We start from the raw sequence: 20523 nt of genomic DNA on the forward strand, positions 1-20523 counted from the left end.
ATGGAAAAAGTAATCAAATGCCTTAAAAATTTCCCCACCTGTGCCATTAACGGAATTTATAAGTTTTCCGCCTCATTCAATAAATTCAGGCGGGCATCTTTTTTAAGTCTGATCATTTTAGCCATCATATTTCTACTAGTGCTAGCGCTCGATCAAGCATATACGCTTTTAATTGACATGATCGAACGTGGACCATTTTCGTTAATACTTTGTTACGTAATTATTTCCGTATTTGCCTTGGTCATTTCGCATTATCCAATTTACATTTACTATGCAAAAGATATCAATGACAGTAAAGATGAAAATTATTGGTACGTACAAAAATGGTTGAAATTCTATAATATTTACGTTTACAAGCCAAAACCACCAAAAATAGATCCAAATGGAGAAGAATACAACCAAGATTACATGGCAAAATACCTGCGGTATACGTTGGGATTATTCATATTCTGTATTTGGCATTACTACATTCATGAAACTTTCAGATCAAAGCTGTTATATGCAGAAATCAATAGATATGTATTAGTCATTACTAGAATCATTTGGTTCTTGGCACCTTTTATCATCATGGGATATTTACTTAGCAGGAAACAAAAAATTGACAAAGAGAATAAAGCTCACAAAAAAGTAAATCCAACTTCAGGCGAAACGGCGGCATACATAAAGTTCAACAAAAAGGGAGAATATTTCTTTCTAACAATTCTTACAGTAACCGTTTTAATGCTCATCGGAATTGCCATTTTTGGCGGATTCAACGCAACAACCTATTTCCTATTACAAATCCTCACATTTTTTACAGCAATAACGTACATATATTTTCGGCTATTCAGATCAAAATTATACAACAACAGTAAAGCACTAATCATAAAATACATCAGTATAGATTTTAACTATATTCTATTCTTTTTTATAGTTGCCATCGGAATATGTATACTATTGATACAAAGTAATTTGGCGGTTGCCTTCGGTTGGAAACATATAAATGCCATGCCAATTTTACTCGCTTACATTTACATCATTTACTACGCATTGGCATGTGTTCTGAAATATTTATTTGTGATGCAAGCCATAAAACGTCAGGCAGATGCGTTTGATAAAGGTAAAATTGATGTTAAAGAATACAAAAACACCTTAGGGTATACAAGTGACAGAATTTCCCAAGTGATTCCCTTAGAAAATCAACAAAATGTCGTATGTCGAAGTCAGCAAGTAATATCCTGCGTCATCTTTTTTATGGCGTTAGGTATCGCATTAACCTTAATTTTTAACGAACGCAAAGTACATCAACTGGATACGGAAAGTACTGTAATGGGCAATTCTATTGACATAGAAACCTATAAAGATGCCATTACGGCACGTATTGACAATGACAAACCTTTGTTCTTTGTGGCTTCGCATGGAGGTGCTTTAAAAGCAAACATTTGGACAATGAAAGTGTTGAATGAAATACAAAAAGAAACAGAAGGACGTTTTTTAGATCAAACGGCTTCTTTTTCAGGTGCTTCAGGTGGAATGATGGGACTTTCCATGTATTCCGTATTGGCAGGAAAATACCAAGATCAATATGATAAAATTGAACATCAAATTCATGCAGTTGCCGATGAAAACTTTGCTTCTTCTGATATTTCATACACGCTAGGTTGGGATTTTATTCGAAAAGTATTTCCATTAAACAAACTGGCAGCGCCACATAAAGACAGAGCGTATTATTCAATGGTAAACTACCAAAATATATTGGAAAGTAAAACCGATCGTGTTTTAGATACAAATTCATTTTTATCCTATTGGAAAAACAACATATATGATACCAATAGCTACTTTCCTGTATTATTAGTAAATACAGCTAAAACCAACGGACGACGTGGCGTATTTTGTTCCGTTTCCTATAAAGATCCAAATGTGTTTCTAAATGCGGATAACTTATCACAATTGGTCAACGGCAAAGCAATTTCTTTCTATCAAGCAGTTTCCTGTACCAACAGATTTCCAGGATTCAGTCCAGCTGCAAAAATCAAAAACTATGGGCATTACATTGATGCTGGCGCTATAGACAATAGCGGATTGCTCACAAATTTAGATTGGTATGACAATTTAAAACGTGGTAAAAATAAAGTCATCCAACCAGAAACCAATGTGGTATTTGTAGAAATTATCAATGGAAAAGCAAATTACGTAAAATACATACTGGAAGATTTTAAAGAACTTCATGGAATAGATTTTCTTGAATTTGATGAAAAAGAACAAGGAAATTTATCAGCTGTCATTAGTGCAGGAGCCAATTTAGACAAAAATCCTGATTACTTTAGTGATTTGGTAAAACGGTTGGAAGAGCGTGGTAGAAAACAAGAAAATCAACTTACAGATTCCGTTAGAATAGTAGAAAACAGTAAAAAATATAAAATCTCGCACATTCCCATCTATCTTCCTAGAGTGTTGACCATTAAAGATGTAGAAGGATTTATTGGTGGTAGAATTCAAAATAAGGCGATTAGAGACAAACTTGTTGATTTTCTAAAAGAAAGAAATCAGAAAATATACAAATATGCAGAAACGAATGATAACAAATGTATATGGGAAACTTACGAACCCACGTTGGCGCGACATTTAAGCAAAAGTACATTACGTTACTATGAACGAGTGTTGGAAAACGATTCGTTGGTATTGGCTAACATGAAGAAAATCAACACAATGTTGCAAGGAGTAAGCAAGAAAACTATCAAAGAATAGGTGTTTTTCCCGTGGTATAGGTAAAGAATTCTTCCGTACTTTAAAATTTGAAAATCACAAGCAATGTGAATCTTCAAAAAACGATAACAAATTCGTGTACATATCATGACGGTAGAAATCATTAATTACATAAAACAAGCAGTCCGATTCAGACTCGTACAAGATTCAGGAAGTGATGAAGTCATAGATTTTCCAACATTTGACTTTGCATCCGATGATTCTGAATTCTCAAAATTTGTCATAGAAAACAACTTGCAAATCTATGAAATATTAATCCTGCTTCTCTCTATATTGCCGCACGTTTCTCCTGGTTTCTTAACAAGTATTCTTTCTGAATATTTTCCTAATGGAAGCGATTTTCCAGAATTTGGAGGTGTAAAAGGAACCAACTATCGTGGCATAATTCCAACAGGAGAAACCGCGCTATACATCATTTCTGGCGATAATTTTGTAGCAAGAAACTTTATTGTAAAAGCATTCGACGAAAGTCATATATTTCATAAAAAATCAATTCTTTCTTTAGGAAAAGCACCAGAAGGTGAACCAAAAATTAGTGGAAAACTAATGTTAGACAATGAATATATTGAACTCTTTGTATACGGATCAATTTCAAAACCTAAATTAAGTCAAGATTTTCCTGCCGAACTCCTCGAAACTACTATGGAATGGGACGATTTAGTCCTGCAAGAAAAAACACTCAATGAAGTCAACAATGTCCTTGTTTGGATGGATCATAACAATACTTTACTAGCTGACTTCAACATGGAAGGGAAAATAAATCCAGGATACAAAGTCATGTTTTTTGGTGCGCCAGGAGTTGGTAAAACGCTTACAGCAAGCCTCATGGGGAAACATACTGGCAAAGATGTGTACAGAATAGATTTGTCATTAGTCATCTCAAAATATATTGGAGAAACGGAAAAAAATCTGTCACAACTCTTCAACAAAGCAAAAAACAAAGATTGGATTCTCTTTTTTGATGAAGCGGATGCCATATTTGGAAAACGAACAGGCGTGCGTGATGCGCATGACAAATATGCCAATCAAGAAGTTTCCTATTTGCTACAACGGATAGAATCGCATGCAGGTTTGGTCATTTTAGCGTCAAACTACAGAAGTAACATTGACAAAGCGTTTACCCGAAGATTTCAATCGATTATAGAATTTGAAAATCCAGGCATTCCTGAACGCCGTATACTTTGGGAAAAATACATTCCTGAAGCATTTGTATCAGCGTCACTCGACTTAGATCGAATTGCAGAAGATTACGAAGTTACGGGAGCAAACATTGTCAATATTGTACAATTTGCATTATTGAATGCGTTGGCTAATGAAGAAACCAAACTCTCCAATGCCTCATTAATAGCGGCAATAGAACGCGAATTTATCAAAGAAGGTAGAATGGTTTAGTGTAAAACTACTCAGCAACTTCAGCATCTTTTCTAGCCAAACGTGTTCCAGAAAGTAAATCATGCAAGCCGTTATTCTTTCCAAAAAGATACGACAACGCATCTACGGGAACGATGCGTAAAAACGAACGCATAAAAATTCGGATCACACTAGGTTTGGTACCATCTTTCATGACAACTTTTGTATTTGTAATCATCTTACCAATGGTTTGCTTTGTAAGCGATTCTAGCACAAAATAATAAACAAAAGTCACGATCCAAATTAGCACTTTTTCAGATCCTGTAAGCGAACCAAATACAATGGTAACTACTATTGTAATCATTACAATAACCACAAGATCAATTAAAAAATTTACGAACCGTATGGATTTATCAATCTTATTCATCTTTTAAAATTGGAAAAATAGAACGAGATGTGCAAATATATTTCTTTCAAAAGTAAATTCTTCAGCTTGTTTGCACACAAAAGAAATCTTTACAGCAAACTTAATTTTCCTTCCGTTCCCGAATTGGTCAACTAACAAGTAAAAGCATGGTTTTGTGGAGGTTTGTGACTAAACTTCAATGAAAAAAATAGTAAGTATCTATAAAACACGTAAAATTTTTTTTACAATGGAGTATTTTTTAAGAATCAAACTTCGTTACTGTACATTTTTGGGTTTCACATTTGTATACTATCAGAAATTTTAGTATTCTTAAATCCCCAATAAAAGAAAATCAACTAAACTAGTGTTGTATTCAGTGTATTCATTTTAGGTTGTAAACCAAAGCTTTAAATATTCACAATACTGCGTTATAGGCGAAATTCTTTTCAGACAAAAAATTATCGACTTTTTCTAAATCAATAAAATCAATTGTTTTAGGCCAAAGCGACTACAGTAGAATTGAAAAAGAAAAGACATAATTTAAAATTTTAGATTTTAAAAAAAAGATTACTATGAAAAAAAAATTACTATTCCTTTTTACTCTATTAACTACTCAATTTTCTTTTGCGCAATTAGGATTTGAGAAAATTGATATTGCGAATTCCATTTACCCTCCTAGAGATATTCATTCTGTAGATATTGATAATGATGGTGATATGGATATACTCTCTTATTCTGCTAGCATAATAGTTTGGTTTGAAAATACAGACGGTAATGGTAATTTTGGAGCCTACAAAGTTATTGCTGCTGGAGTAGACAATGTACAATCGATTTATACAGCTGATTTAGATGGCGATGGCGATATGGATGTTTTATCTGCCTCATCGAATGATGATAAAATTGCTTGGTACGAAAACACGGATGGTCAAGGTACTTTTGGAGCTCAACAAATTATTTCAACAATTGCAAATAATGCAAGATCGGTTTATGCGACAGATTTAGATGGTGATGGCGATATGGATGTTTTATCTGCCTCAGAGGAGGATGATAAAATTGCTTGGTACGAAAACACAGATGGTCAAGGCACTTTTGGAGCCCAACAAATTATCTCAACAATAGCATATAATGCACAATCGGTTTATGCTACAGATATAGATGGTGATGGCGATATGGATGTGCTTTCGGGATGTCATCTTAATAAAATAGTTTGGTATGAAAATACAGACGGTCAAGGAACTTTTGGAGCTGAACAGGCCATCACGACTTATCCGAATTATGTAAGTGAGGTGCATGCGAGTGATTTAGATGGTGATGGTGATATGGATGTCTATGCTATATATGGTTCTGTTATATTCTGGTTTGAAAATACAGATGGTCAAGGTACTTTTGGAGCCCAACAAATTATCGGATATACATTTAGTTATGCTGATGTTTATGCTACAGATTTAGATGGTGATGGCGATATGGATGTACTTTCTACAACTCCTACAAATAGTAATGAACAAAAAATAGTTTGGTATGAAAATACAGATGGTCAAGGTACTTTTAGTGCCAATCAAGTTATTACAACATTAGAAGTTTTTCCAACTTCGGTTCATGCTAGTGATCTGGATGGTGATGGCGATATGGAAATGCTTTTTACTTCTTCTCTTTCGACTAGTATAATTGCTTGGTACGAAAATATTGATGGTCAAGATGCCTTCGGTGAGCAACAAGTAATTACTCCATTAGCAAAAAATGCAGGTAAAGCTTATCCAGGTGATGTAGATGGTGATGGCGATATGGATGTGATTTCTGAAGGAAATGGTGTAAGTTGGTACGAAAACAGAGATGGTCTAGGAACTTTTGGAGCTCCTAAGACTATTGCATTATCAACTAGTTTAGCTTACACGAGTGATTTGGATGGTGACGGTGATATAGATGTTATTTCTCGTAATAGTGTAGGTCTAAGCTGGCAAGAAAATATAGATGGTCAAGGCAATTTTGGTGCCCAACAAATTATCACAACATTAATAAATTACGCACATTCAGTATTTGCAAGCGATCTAGATGGCGATGGCGATATGGATGTACTTTCAACATCTGGTAGTGATAATAAAGTAGTCTGGTATGAAAACACAGATGGTCAAGGCACTTTTGGCGGCCAACAAATTATCACAACATTAGTAAATAGCCCTCAATCGGTTTATGCGATTGATCTAGATGGCGATGGCGATATAGATGTTTTATCTGCCTCAGAGGATGATCATAAAATTGCTTGGTACGAAAACACAGATGGTCAAGGCACTTTTGGCGGCCAACAAATTATCACAACATTAACAAATGGTGCCCGATCGGTTTATGCGAGTGATTTAGATGGCGATGGCGATATGGATGTACTTTCAGCATCTAGATATGATGACAAAGTAGCTTGGTACGAAAATATAGATGGTCAAGGAACATTTGGATCACAACAAATTATTTCAACATTAGCTGATAATGTGCAATCGGTTTACGCAACAGATCTAGACGATGATGGAGATATGGATGTACTGTGTGCTATTCGTGATGATGATATAATAGCTTGGTATGAAAATATAGACGGTCAAGGTACTTTTGGTACCCAACAAGTAATCACTTCTGAAACAAATGGTCCAATATGGGTGTATGCAAGTGATATGAATAGTGATGGTAATATGGATGTTTTATCAGTTTCTGCTTCTGATAATACTATAGCTTGGTATAGAAATATAGGAACAAATGCTAATGAAATAAATGGAGAAATTACAATGGATACGAATTTAGATGGTTGTGATAATGGTGATAATTCAATTGGAAACTTACTAGTAGAAACAACAGATGGAACTGTGAACTTATCTACTTTTTCACTCAATAGTGGAGTGTATCAATTGTTTCCAGATTCAGGTAGTTTTACGACTTCCATAGTATCACCACTAAATAATTATTATACAGTAAATCCCATAACAGCGACATCCAACTTTACAGGAATAGGAAATGTGGATACTGTAGATTTTTGTATACAACCAACAGGAACTTACAACGATTTAAATATCGCGATTTATCCAAACATAGACGATCCACGCCCAGGTTTTGATACTTCGTATCAAATTGTATATAATAATATAGGAACTACACAACTTAGCGGAGACATTATCTTTGAGTTTGATGACGCTAAAATGCAGTTTTTAAATGCTAATAGTTTTGTCACTTCACAAACAAGTAATACAATTACATTCAATTTTACGAATTTAAATCCGTTTGAAACCAGAACAATAAATTTACGGTTTAATGTGTTTCCACCACCAACGACCAACATAGATGATGTACTATTATCCAATGCAATCATAAATCCAATTAATAATGACGAAACTCCAGTTGATAATTTATTCAAATTACGACAAACTGTGATAGGCTCTTACGATCCTAATGACATTCGTGTACTAGAAGGCGATCAAATTTTACTGGAAGACATAGATAAGTATTTACATTACATTATTCGTTTTCAAAACACAGGAACGGCAAGTGCCATAAACGTACGCGTAGAACACATATTGGACAGCAAATTAGATTGGACTACAATGCAATTGCAAAGCATGAGTCATGCTGGTCGAGTAGAAATTACAGATGGTAGCAATGTAGAATTTATTTTTGATAATATAAATCTTATAGATAGTACAACCGATGAACCCAATTCTCACGGATACATCGCTTTTAAAATAAAACCTAAAACGAATGTCGTTATCGGAGATATTATAAATGGAGTAGCAGCTATCTATTTCGATTTCAATCCACCGATAATTACCAACACCGCTATGACGGAAATTGTACAACGCTTGTCCGTAGGTGAGTTCGAAGCTAATAAAATATTGATGTATCCTAATCCAACAAAAGAAACATTACATATTCAAGCAAAAACTCCTATTTCTGATATTTCAATTTTCGATATAAACGGCAGATTAGTCAAAACGGAACAGCCAAACTCAAGTAGTTTAGATCATCAAATGGACTTAAAAAACATATCGCAAGGTATTTACTTTATAAAAATTCAAACCAATTCAGGAATTCAGACACAAAAACTAATAAAAGAATAAACAAAAAACACCTACCAAACAAAAACCTTAGTTTCGAAAGAAGTTGAGGTTTTTTCTTTTAAAAATAACGTTCACAAAAAACACACAACGCTTACAAAATCATTCTAGGATTCTTTCGCATAAAAAGATAGTTTTATAAAAAACGAATCAAAAAAATGCTCAAAAAAGTCTTTGGAAGTGCAGTATTTGGTATAGAAGCGACTACAATTACAGTAGAAGTAAACATCGCGAAAGGAATTGGTTATCACTTGGTCGGTTTGCCCGATAATGCAATTCGAGAAAGCAACTACCGAATCGCTTCCGCGTTACAAAATAACGGTTACAAGATTCCAGGAAAGAAAATTACCATCAATATGGCACCTGCCGATTTGCGCAAAGAAGGCAGTGCGTACGATTTAACACTCGCTTTAGGAATACTCTCAGCTTCCAATCAAATACAATCGGAAAACATAGAAGAATATCTCATCATGGGCGAATTATCTCTAGATGGAAGTTTGCAACCAATCAGTGGCGTGTTGCCAATTGCCATCAAAGCGCGCGAAGAAGGTTTCAAAGGATTCATTCTTCCGAAACAAAACGCCAAAGAAGCGGCAGTTGTAAACAATTTAGAAGTCTATGGTGTAGAAAATATCAAACAAGTTATCAATTTCTTCGACAAAGGCGAACCGTTAGAACAAACTATCATTGATACACGTGAAGAATTCTTAAAAAACTTAGCATTTCCCGAATTTGATTTCTCCGATGTAAAAGGTCAAGAAAGTATCAAACGATGTATGGAAATTGCGGCTGCTGGCGGACACAACATCATTCTCATTGGACCACCAGGTTCAGGGAAAACGATGCTTGCCAAACGACTACCATCAATTCTTCCACCATTAACACTTCATGAAGCGTTAGAAACGACTAAAATTCACTCTGTAGTTGGTAATATAAAAGACAAATCAGGATTAATAGCTGAGCGACCGTTTCGAAATCCGCATCACACAATTTCCGACGTCGCATTAGTTGGTGGTGGCAGTTATCCGCAACCTGGAGAAATCTCATTAGCGCACAATGGTGTGTTATTTTTGGACGAATTACCTGAGTTTAAACGAAGCGTTTTAGAAGTCATGCGACAACCGCTAGAAGACCGAGAAGTAACCATTTCACGTGCGCGTTTTACCATAACCTATCCAAGTAGTTTTATGTTGGTTGCCAGTATGAATCCGAGTCCAAGCGGATTCTTTAACGATCCAAATTCGCCAATGGCATCATCTCCAATGGAAATGCAGCGCTATATGGGGAAAATTTCAGGACCTTTATTAGACAGAATCGACATTCATATAGAAGTGACGCCAGTTCCTTTTGAAAAACTCTCCGAAGAACGAAAAGGTGAGGAGAGCAGCGTGATTCGTGCGCGTGTGATCAATGCGAGAAGCATTCAAACCAAACGTTTTCAAGCATCTGAAATTCTACATTACAATGCACAAATGAACACCAAACAAATTCGAAAGTATTGTAAATTAGACCAAGAAGCATTGAATCTTCTCAAAAATGCGATGGAACGCTTGAATCTTTCCGCAAGAGCGTACGACAGAATTCTAAAAGTAGCCAGAACGATTGCTGATTTAGACACGCAACCAAACATTTTACCAAATCACATCGCAGAAGCCATTCAATACCGAAGTTTAGACAGAGAAGGTTGGCTTGGATAATACCAAAAAAAGTAATTTTGGTGCGCATAATTACTAAAAAAATCAAATAAGTAAGTAATATCCTGTATTTGGTATACTATTTTATGTAATCAAACGTTTGCTTCTATAATTACTGACAAAAAAACACTCATAATTAATCAATTATAACTTATAAAAAAGTAGATATTTAAATTCATATTTTTTATTCTTTACTAATACAGATATGAAATCATAAAATTGGATTAATTTTTCTCTTTTTTTGACATTAAATAAAATTATTATATATATTTACATCAGTAAAGAAAGTCTGTATCCTAAGTAATATCTGTTCTAGTATTACAACATCCCCCTGTTAAGAATAGACTCTCTAGTAATAAAGGGGAATTTGCCAAATTAAAAATTCCAAGATAACATATTGATAAAATGAAGCGTATTTAATTACACAATTAAACACGTCTTAATTCATATTTTTTAAACTTTTTAAACGTATGAATTATATGCAAAATGATTGATAGTCAATCCTCAAGATTCATTTTATTTTTTTCAAGTTTGAGACACAGAATGTGACTCGGAGTAGCGATAGCTATGCTTAAAAATCAATACAAAATAATGGAAAAACAGAGTTGCTGGTATGTCTTATATGTAAGATCACGCCACGAAAAAAAAGTATGTAATTTACTTAACGAAAAATCTATTGAAGCTTTTCTGCCAGAAGTAAAAACGATTAGAAAATGGAGCGATCGTAAAAAGATGATCATGAAACCTCTATTTCCTTCATACGTTTTTGTCAATATCAAAAGTCCATCTGAATTTCATGATGCACTATCAACTTATGGAGCATGTGCCTACATTCGTTTTGGAAAAGAATATGCAAAAGTGCCAGGAAACATCATTGACAAAATAAAATTACTAGTCAATGTTGATGGAGTCACTGACATTGAAACAAATGTACAATTACCAAAAATTGGCGATATCAAAAAGATAACTATGGGCGCATTGAGCGGATTAGATTGTGAAATACTGAAAGTAGATAATGCCAAAAAAATTATTGTCCGAATAGATTCACTTCGACAAAATATTACGGCTACAATTCCTTCTTATTTTTTATCGCAACAAACACTCAATGCTTCTTAAACTATAGATTTTTATAAGATTACCCATATGTAATAGATCAAAAGTTCAAAAATTATTTTTTGATCAAATACTTGCATTTCAAAACTTTATAAACAACACACAAAAGCACAACCGATGTTACACTAACGCATCATCGGTTTGCCATACACTTTTATTTTTTTACCTAAAAACTACACCACTTCGTTTACACATCACAAAATCATGATAAAAGATATTTTAAAATTACTAAGAGAAGCCAATGAAAAAGGAGTCATCATCTCTTATGAAAATGAAAAATTGTTAGTCAGCATTTCAGGAGACAAAGAAATAGAAGCCTCTTTTTTACAAACATTAAAAAGTGAAAAGGAAAATTTAATCAAGTACTTTCAAGATCATCAAACAAAAACGGCTGTGTCTTCCATTCAAAAAATAGCACGTCCAGAACGTATTCCATTATCTTTTTCGCAGGAACGTCTTTGGTTTTTAGACAAACTACAAGGCGGAAGTTTAGAATATCATGTACCGATGGTGTTGCGTTTTCATGGTGTTTTAGACAAAAATCACTTAGAAGCTGCTTTTCAAAATGTTGTAAATCGTCATGAAGTATTACGATCGGTGTATCTAGAAGATGAAGATGGTATAGGATATCAAAAAATACTTCCAGAAAATATGTGGTCGCTAAAAAATATAACATACAATACAGAAGTTGATGCGCTCGATACCATTATCACACAAGAAATCAACATGCCATTTGACCTGAGTAAAGATCATATGGTACGTGCCAGTTTGATACAAATTGACGCTGACGAACATGTTTTAGTATTAGTTACACATCACATCGCAAGTGATGGTTGGTCACTTTCAATATTTATAAACGAATTGGTGGCGTATTATCAACACCATAATGACGGAACTGCGTTAAATTTAGCTCCCTTAGAAATTCAATATGGCGATTATGCAATTTGGCAACGAAACCATCTAAAAGGAGAAGTGCTCGAAAACAAACTTCGCTATTGGAACGAAAAACTAACTGGCGCACATGGCGTAGATTTTCCATCAGATTATAAAATAACAGGACCGAGAACATATGCTGGAGATGGTTACCGATGCACAATAAGCAATGAAATTTTAGCAGGTTTAAAAAAAATCTGTCAAGAAGAAGAAACCACACTATTTATGATGCTGTTAGCGTCATTCAAAGTATTACTGTACAGATATTCAGGACAAGATGATATTACGGTCGGAAGTCCTATAGCCAATAGAAGTCAGACAGAATTAGAACCGTTAATTGGATTTTTCTTAAATCCACTCGTATTGCGTAGTGACCTTTCTGGAACGCCTGAATTTAAAACACTACTTCACAAAGTAAAAAAGACGTTATTAGACGCATACACACATCAAGACATTCCATACGAAAAAGTCATAGGAATCATTGAAGATGAACGCGCTTCCACGAGTCGATCTACCATTCAGGATATTGTATTTGTACTGCAAAACACAGCAAAAGCTGAAGCCGTAGAATTGGATGAACTTCGCTTATTTCAAGAGCCAATAGAAGAAGTAAAAGTCGATTTTAACCTTCACTTTAGCGCACAAGAAACACCAGAAGGAATCAAATTTATTGTAACCTACAGTAAAGAACTCTACGCGCCTGAAACCATTTCACGATTCATGATGCATTATGAAAATATTCTGAAAGCCATCATCAAAAATCCAACAACAAAAATACATGAGTTGGAAATGGTCGCTGAGGAAGATTTGGCATTGTTACACAAATTCAACGATACAAAAGTTGCTTACAATTTAGAAAAAACCATCGTTGATCTATTTGAAGAACAAGTTGAAAAAACACCAAATCATATTGCTTTAATTGATGGAGATTCAAAACATACCTATTCAGAACTCAATGCGAAAGCCAATCAACTTGCACATTATTTACGATCGGAATATGAAATAAAACCAGATGATTTGGTCGGTATCATGATGAATCGTTCCGAATGGATGATCATTTCCATCCTAGGAATCTTAAAATCTGGCGCTGCGTATGTGCCAATTGATATCGAATATCCAGAATCGCGCAAGCAATACATTATTGAAGAATCTGGATTGAACTTAATGATGATCAATTCTGAAAGTCTCTTTGATATTTTAGAATTTGGAACACAAGCGATTTCCATTGATATCGAATTTGAAAACATTCCAAACACGGCAGCACATCAACAAAATCCTGTGTCTGTTGCCAAAAGTCATCATGCCGTATATGCAATTTATACTTCTGGATCTACAGGAAATCCAAAAGGAATCATGGTAGAACATCGAAATCTTACCAATGCAATTTTAGATCAAAAAGATAGAATCGAAGTCACGGAAAACGACTGTTTATCACAATTCATATCACTTTCGTTTGATGTATCGTGTAATGAAATATTTACCAGTCTCATTTCTGGTGCAAGCTTGCTATTACTTCCAAAAGAATTAATCAAAAATGGAGAAAATTTCATTGAGTATCTAAAAGAAAACAACGTTACAATTGCACACATTCCACCTGCATATTTAGTAAGTTTAGAAGTTGAAAAACTTCACTTTTTACGAGCATTAAAAGTTGGAGGAGAAGCCATCAACATGAATATTGTATTGGCATGCGCCGAACATATGAAAGTATTCAATGAATACGGCCCGACAGAATGTACCATATCTTCCAACATTCATCAAATAGAAGCTTCGGACAAAAACAGAAAACAATTACCCATCGGAAGACCAATTGCAAACACCGAAATTTTCATGTTAGGCGCTCATGATGAATTATTGCCAGTCGGAATCGTTGGAGAACTCTGCATTGGTGGCGCCGGATTATCGAGAGGATACATCAATAACGAAGCACTGACAAAAGAAAAATTTATCCAAAATCCTTACAAAAAAGATGCATTATTATACAAAACAGGCGACTTAGCTCGCTGGTTGCCAGATGGTAATATAGATTTTGTGGGAAGAAAAGACTATCAAGTCAAAATACGAGGAAATCGTATTGAACTTGGCGAAATAGAAACCATACTACAAAGTGCACCACAAATAATTCAAGCGGTTGTATTAGTTAGAGAAAGTGAAACACTAGGAAAACGTTTAGTAGGATACATCACAACAGAAGAAGCTTATGACAAAGCAACTGTACAAAACTTCCTTGAAGAACGTTTGCCACAATACATGATTCCTTCGCTGTTGGTCGAATTGGAAACAATGCCATTAACACAAAATGGTAAAATTGATCGCAAGCAAATACCTGAAACAAGTATTCCAGAATCGCAAACAGTCACATACATGGCGCCAAACTCAGCAGTTGAAACCACTTTGGTAAAACTCTGGGAAAACTTACTCAACGTCACAAAAGTTGGGATTGATGACAATTTCTTTGAATTAGGAGGCGATTCTATCATTACGATTCAATTGGTAAGTAGAGCCAAACGTGAAGGCTATTACTTTACACCAAAAGACGCTTTTGAAAATCAAACCATACGCGCACTTGCTGAATTTCTAGAAAACAAATCTGAAAATGAAGTGGTTACAGAGCAAGGATTATTACAAGGTTCATTTGAATTGACGCCAGTACAAAATTGGTTTTTCGATAGCGAATTTCCAGAAATGTCACATTACAATCAATCACTATTGCTCGATGTGACTAAAAAAGTAGCGCGAACCGATTTAGAAAAAATAGTAACGAAACTTGTAGATCATCACGATGCATTCCGTTTGCAATTTGAAAAAAAAGAGGGCAAATGGGAACAATATTACTCCGTTCAAGATGGAAAACTAACATATGAAAACATTCAGCACGTTGCAGAAGAAAATCTCGCGGAAACCATTACAGAAATATGCAGCCGTTCGCAAAAAAGTTTAGTATTAGATGGCGGAAGTTTGGTACAATTTGTTTTCATGGAAACACCTGAAAGCGAAACGGCTAACCGACTTTTTATTGCAGCGCATCACTTAGTCATCGATGCGGTTTCATGGCGTGTTTTACTAGACGATATCGGCGAATGTTTCACGCAACTCTCTGCTAACAAAGAACTCGATCTTGGTCAAAAAGGAAGTTCGTACAGACAATTCAACTCTGCGCTTATCAAATATGCGGAAAGTACTGCGATGGAAACGCAAATTCCCTATTGGAAAAATGTAGTGAATGGTTTGGTACAACTTCCTGTAGATATGAAAAGTGAAAAATCGTTGCTAAAAGACGTCGAACACTACAAAATTTCATTACACAAAGATGCCACACAACTGCTCTTAAAAGAAGCAAACAAAGCGTATAATACAGAAATAAACGACTTGCTTTTAAGCGGATTGGCAAGCTGTATTGGCGAATATTTCAACATGTCCAAAATCATGGTCGGATTAGAAGGACACGGACGTGAAGATATCTTCAATACTATTGATATTACAGGAACAGTAGGCTGGTTTACGAGTTTTTATCCTTTACAAATAGATATTGATTCGGTAAAAAACACAAGTGATCTTGTAAAATCGACCAAAGAACAACTACGATTAATTCCAGACAAAGGAATGGGATACGGCGTATTGCGTTATTTCCATCCATCAGAAACGGTGCGTGAAACCTTGGCAAATGTTCCGTGGGATATCGGATTCAATTATTTAGGACAATTTGACAATACTATGAGTGGCGGAACCAACGATTGGCTCATGCGATCTTCGGAAAGTATGGGAGAAAGTCTAAGTCCAGAAACACCATTCAGAACACGTTTGGAAATCAATTGTTCCATCACGGGCGGACAATTGCACATCGCATTTGGATACGCGCCAACAGAATACAAGCAAGAAACCATTGCGGCTATCGCACAAGGATACGTGCAAAAACTTCAAGAAATCATTCAACACTGTAGCGAAAAAGAAGGTGTCGATTTCACACCAGCAGATTACGGACTCAATGGAAAAATTGACTACAAAGAATTAGAAGAATTCTTAGAATCTGATGAAGCAGAAGGAGATGAAATTCTGAAATTCTAAAAGCAGAAAACCATCAAATAACAACCGAAACAATCAAAAAATAAATGTCTAATTTAAATTTAGTAATGTGAAAAATTCATTTCTAACACCCAAAATGTTAAAAATCGGAACCGATGTATTAGCATGGTCAAATGCATATTTGGCACAAGAAAATGAACATATAAATCGTCCCAAAGGAAGTCAGGTAGTATGTCCTTTTGTAAAACCAACTATTGATAATAATACCTATTACATCACTTTTGCTTCTGAAATAACAAATGGAAACATCAAAGAAATTGAAAAAATAGCTATTCAACACATCAAAGAATTTAAAGACTTAATTCCAAACGGAGACAACAGCGTATACAAAAAAGGACTCTTAGTTGTATTCGATAAGCTATCTGAAAAAGATGCATATGCACTAGATGAAGTACACGAAAACGTAAAAGATCAGTTTGTCGCTAACGGATTAATGTTAGGGCAATTTCATGCAAACTGTGACGAACGCGGTGCATACAATCCAGATTTCAAAGTATCAATAGCGCCATATCCACTATTTGCCATCAGAAGTTTGGCAGTACACGATGTACTATTTCTAAAACAAAAACGAGAATGGTTTGAAACATTTGACAAACTATATGGCGATCGTTTCAAAAAAGAAAAACTAGATGAAAATACAAGCTATCTAGAAGAATTTTACCTCAATGCCAAAGCAAAATACAGCAAGGCTATTAGCTAAACTACGAACAGTGCTAGATGTAAAAAAGACAACCAAACTTTAAAAAAAACTACAGACAACTCATCGTAAAAGATGAATCAAAAAAATAACAAACAACACGCAAGAACTATGAAAACGTTAGAGTATTTAATTATCGGAGCAGGCGCAGCAGGATTACAAACTGGATACTTCATGCAAAAGTCAAACCGATCATATATCATTCTTGAAAAATCTGAAAAAGCAGGAAGCTTTTTTGCACAATATCCACGACACAGACGCTTAATTTCTATCAATAAAATATACACAGGACACGACGATCCAGAAATCAACTTGCGTTGGGATTGGAATTCACTTCTATGTGACGATCCAGAATTTCGCATGACAAATTACTCAGAAGCATATTTGCCAAATGCCGATCGTTTGGTTGATTATCTAAATGATTTTGCAGACAAATACCAACTAAACATCAGTTACAATAATGCTGCAACTCATGTTGAAAAAATAGACGGCGTATTTCATGTAACTTCCGAAAAAGGAGAACAATACATCGCAAAACGCGTGATCGTTGCTTCTGGAATGTTCAAAACATATTATCCTGATATCAAAGGAATTGAACTGTGTGATCGCTACAAAGATTGTTCTGTAGATTCAAAAGATTACAGAGGCAAAAGAGTATTAATCATCGGAAAAGGTAACTCGGGATTCGAAATTGCAGATCATCTTCTACATGTTGCTTCGCTCATTCATATCGTAAGTCCATCGCCAATTCGGATGGCTTGGGACACACACTTTGTAGGACATTTGCGTGCGGTAAATAACAACATATTAGATACTTATCAGCTAAAATCGCAAAACGCAATCCTTGATGCAGAAATCTCTAAAATCGTGAAAAAAGATGACAAACTAGAGGTAGAATTCTTCTATTCACACGCTGATGGCGAAGTAGAAACACGACTATACGACAAAATAATACTTGCCGCAGGTTTCGAGTTTGACACGTCTATCTTTGCAGACGATATCAAGCCAAACCTAGCCATAAAAGATCGTTTTCCAGACCAAACAGAACAATGGGAATCTACCAACATATCCGATTTGTACTATGCAGGAACGCTAACGCAACAAAGAGATTACAAAAAAACAACCTCTGCATTTATCCACGGATTTCGATACAATGCTGAATGTCTCAACAAAATTCTTGAGAAAAAATACTACGGAAACGAAATTCCATACACAACACTCACCAATTCAAAAGAAGCATTTACAAAAGCGCTCATGAAGCGAATCAATAGCTCTTCATCGCTTTGGCAACAATTTGGATTCTTGTGCGATGTCATCGAAATAGACGTAATGACAAACGAAGCTAAATTTTACGAAACACTGCCAACTGCATACGTACATTCAACAGCTTCTTGGACAAAAAATCGTCACTTCATTCTCACACTCGAATTTGGAGAAAAACCTGAAGGACAAAGCTCTTTCGCTATTGATCGTGTCAAAAGTGACGATGTAGAAAACGCAGACAAAAGTGTATTCTTGCATCCTGTAGTTCGGTATTATGACGCTGGAAAACGCATCGGAGAATACCACATGATTGAATCACTAGAAGCAGATTATTACAGTGAAGAATTGCACATCGGTCCGTTGCGTAGTTTTGTTGAAAAACATCTAGGAATGCACGTAAACGCAATGAATCCTGTGAACTAAAACACACACACTTTTTCTAAAAAAATCGATTCTACCTTTTCATAGATAATTGAAAATAAGTTAGTTGTTAACAACTTCTCATGTCAATCTTCTATAAAATATCATATAAATGAAACAATTTATTCAAAAGCTTGCTGAAAAAAATCTCTTCCTAAAAGAAGCCAATGGAGAACTTTCCCTAAATGGAAAAAAGGGAAAATTAACCAAAGATGAAATTCTTGCCATAAAAAATGATCATACCATCATTGACTTCATCAAGGAAAACAAATCAGCACTTATTGATTACCTCAAAACAACCCGCAAAAATACTGTGCATACCAGTAAATCTGAGAATATCTCTTCGATTTACAGACTCAGTCCAATGCAAGAAGGCATGTTGTTTCATGAACTCTATGATAAAAACTCCATTGCGTACACCAATCAAATGGTCATGGCGTTTCCAAATGGATTAGATTTAAAAGCATTCAAAGCTTCATGCAACTACGTACTAAAAAATCATAGCATACTTCGTACGGCATTTTTTCATGAAGGCTTAAGTGTGCCCATCCAAAGTGTATTCAAAAAAGTTGAAATGCCAATCACAATGGTAGATTTCAGCGACTTATCACAAAAAGAACAAGAAAAGGCACTCAAAAAGGCAATCGCAGAAGATCAGCACACAAGCTTCAATTTTACGACGCCGCCATTAATGCGCATCACCATATTCAAAATAAATGCGGAAGAATATCAAATGGTTTGGACACATCATCACATCATTATCGATGGTTGGTCTATGCCAATAATCATGTCCGAATTGCTTGAAGCATACAATGAATACAGTGCTGGAAAAGAACCCGTTGTACGAGAAGAAGACAACTACAAAGATTATATCGATTACATTGATTCCAAAGACGAAAAAGAAGAAATTCAATACTGGCAAGCCTACATGGAATCCCTACAAGAAGGAACATTACTGCCATTTGTAGGTAAAAATATTGCCAGAAACAAAGGAGTTGGAACTTTTGAAAGTGAACAACTTGTCTTTGATGAAGATTTTACAAACAAAATCCGAGCATTCTGTCAACAACATCGACTCACAACAAACGTAATTGTGCAAGGCGTTTGGTCATACTTACTAGCGCGATACACAGGAAAAAAAGAAGTCGTTTTTGGCGTTACAGTCTCTGGGCGTCCGTCAGACTATGAAAACACAGAAGAACGTGTCGGATTATACATAAATACACTTCCGTTACACGCCAAAATAGACTGGCAACAATCCATTCTTGACTTTCTAAAAGAAATACAAAAAAGGCAAACAAACTCGCGCGAATACCAATACAGCTCGCTAAGTTCCATAAAAAAATGGAGTGGAATCCAAGGCGAATTTTTTGATACGTTACTCGTATACGAAAGTTATCCTGTGGGCGATTTGGCAGAAAAAGAAAACGAAAGTACCATGGAAGCCGGTACGATGGATGTGGAAGAAAAAACAAATTATCTATTAACTTTAGAAGTTGGACTGGCGCGAACGCTCGGTATCAACATCGATTTCAATGCTTCGTTACTTGCTGCTTCGCATGTAAAAATGATGAAAGCACATTTCGATATTGCGTTAAAAGATTTTATAAACAACGCTGAAAAGTCAATTTCTGAAGCCAAATATCTCACTTCCGTAGAAGAAACGCTGCTTACAGATACACTCAATCAAACGGCGACGAACTATCCGAAAACTGAAAATGTCGTGACGTT

10 protein-coding genes are annotated in these 20523 nt (G+C 35.3%); 9 read left to right on the forward strand and 1 reads right to left on the reverse strand.

The window, feature by feature from the left end; genetic code table 11:
• Together AA089_RS05085 and AA089_RS05090 are read left to right on the forward strand one after the other, a co-directional pair.
• The gene (locus AA089_RS05085; protein WP_156168906.1) at window positions 1–2727 is read left to right on the forward strand and encodes a hypothetical protein; all 2727 of its coding nucleotides are present in this window, start codon (window positions 1–3) and stop codon (window positions 2725–2727) included.
• Between the two features lie 105 nt (window positions 2728–2832).
• Entirely contained in the window at window positions 2833–4137 is a 1305-nt protein-coding gene (locus AA089_RS05090; protein ID WP_046755836.1) for an ATP-binding protein, read from the forward strand.
• A 7-nt stretch (window positions 4138–4144) separates the two neighbouring features.
• On the opposite strand, the gene AA089_RS05095 is transcribed toward AA089_RS05090, so the two are convergent.
• On the reverse strand, window positions 4145–4522 hold the full coding sequence (locus AA089_RS05095) for an RDD family protein (protein WP_046755837.1): 378 nt from the start codon (window positions 4520–4522) through the stop codon (window positions 4145–4147).
• Window positions 4523–5073: 551 nt separating this feature from the next.
• On the opposite strand from AA089_RS05095, the gene AA089_RS23495 reads away from it, so the two are divergent.
• From AA089_RS23495 to AA089_RS05130, 7 genes are all read left to right on the forward strand, one after another.
• A complete protein-coding gene (locus AA089_RS23495) occupies window positions 5074–8592 on the forward strand; it encodes a T9SS type A sorting domain-containing protein (RefSeq protein ID WP_053002203.1) in 3519 nt (1172 codons plus the stop codon).
• Between the two features lie 155 nt (window positions 8593–8747).
• Window positions 8748–10286, forward strand: coding sequence for a YifB family Mg chelatase-like AAA ATPase (locus AA089_RS05105; protein ID WP_046755838.1), 1539 nt, complete (start codon window positions 8748–8750; stop codon window positions 10284–10286).
• 588 nt (window positions 10287–10874) lie between these two features.
• A complete protein-coding gene (locus AA089_RS05110; protein ID WP_046755839.1) occupies window positions 10875–11399 on the forward strand; it encodes a UpxY family transcription antiterminator in 525 nt (174 codons plus the stop codon).
• Between the two features lie 201 nt (window positions 11400–11600).
• The gene (locus AA089_RS05115) at window positions 11601–16394 is read left to right on the forward strand and encodes a non-ribosomal peptide synthetase (RefSeq protein ID WP_046755840.1); all 4794 of its coding nucleotides are present in this window, start codon (window positions 11601–11603) and stop codon (window positions 16392–16394) included.
• Between the two features lie 94 nt (window positions 16395–16488).
• Window positions 16489–17112: a DUF6875 domain-containing protein gene (locus AA089_RS23500; RefSeq protein WP_053002204.1), complete on the forward strand. Its 624-nt coding sequence runs from the start codon at window positions 16489–16491 to the stop codon at window positions 17110–17112.
• Window positions 17113–17220: 108 nt separating this feature from the next.
• Window positions 17221–18795 (forward strand): NAD(P)-binding domain-containing protein, encoded by a 1575-nt coding sequence (locus AA089_RS05125; RefSeq protein WP_046755862.1) that lies wholly within the window; start codon window positions 17221–17223, stop codon window positions 18793–18795.
• Between the two features lie 109 nt (window positions 18796–18904).
• Window positions 18905–20523, forward strand: a 1619-nt coding sequence (locus AA089_RS05130) for a condensation domain-containing protein (RefSeq protein ID WP_046755841.1), incomplete at its 3' end; no start/stop codon positions are given.

It is taken from the genome of Kordia jejudonensis (assembly GCF_001005315.1).
Taxonomy (GTDB): Bacteria; Bacteroidota; Bacteroidia; order Flavobacteriales; family Flavobacteriaceae; genus Kordia; species Kordia jejudonensis.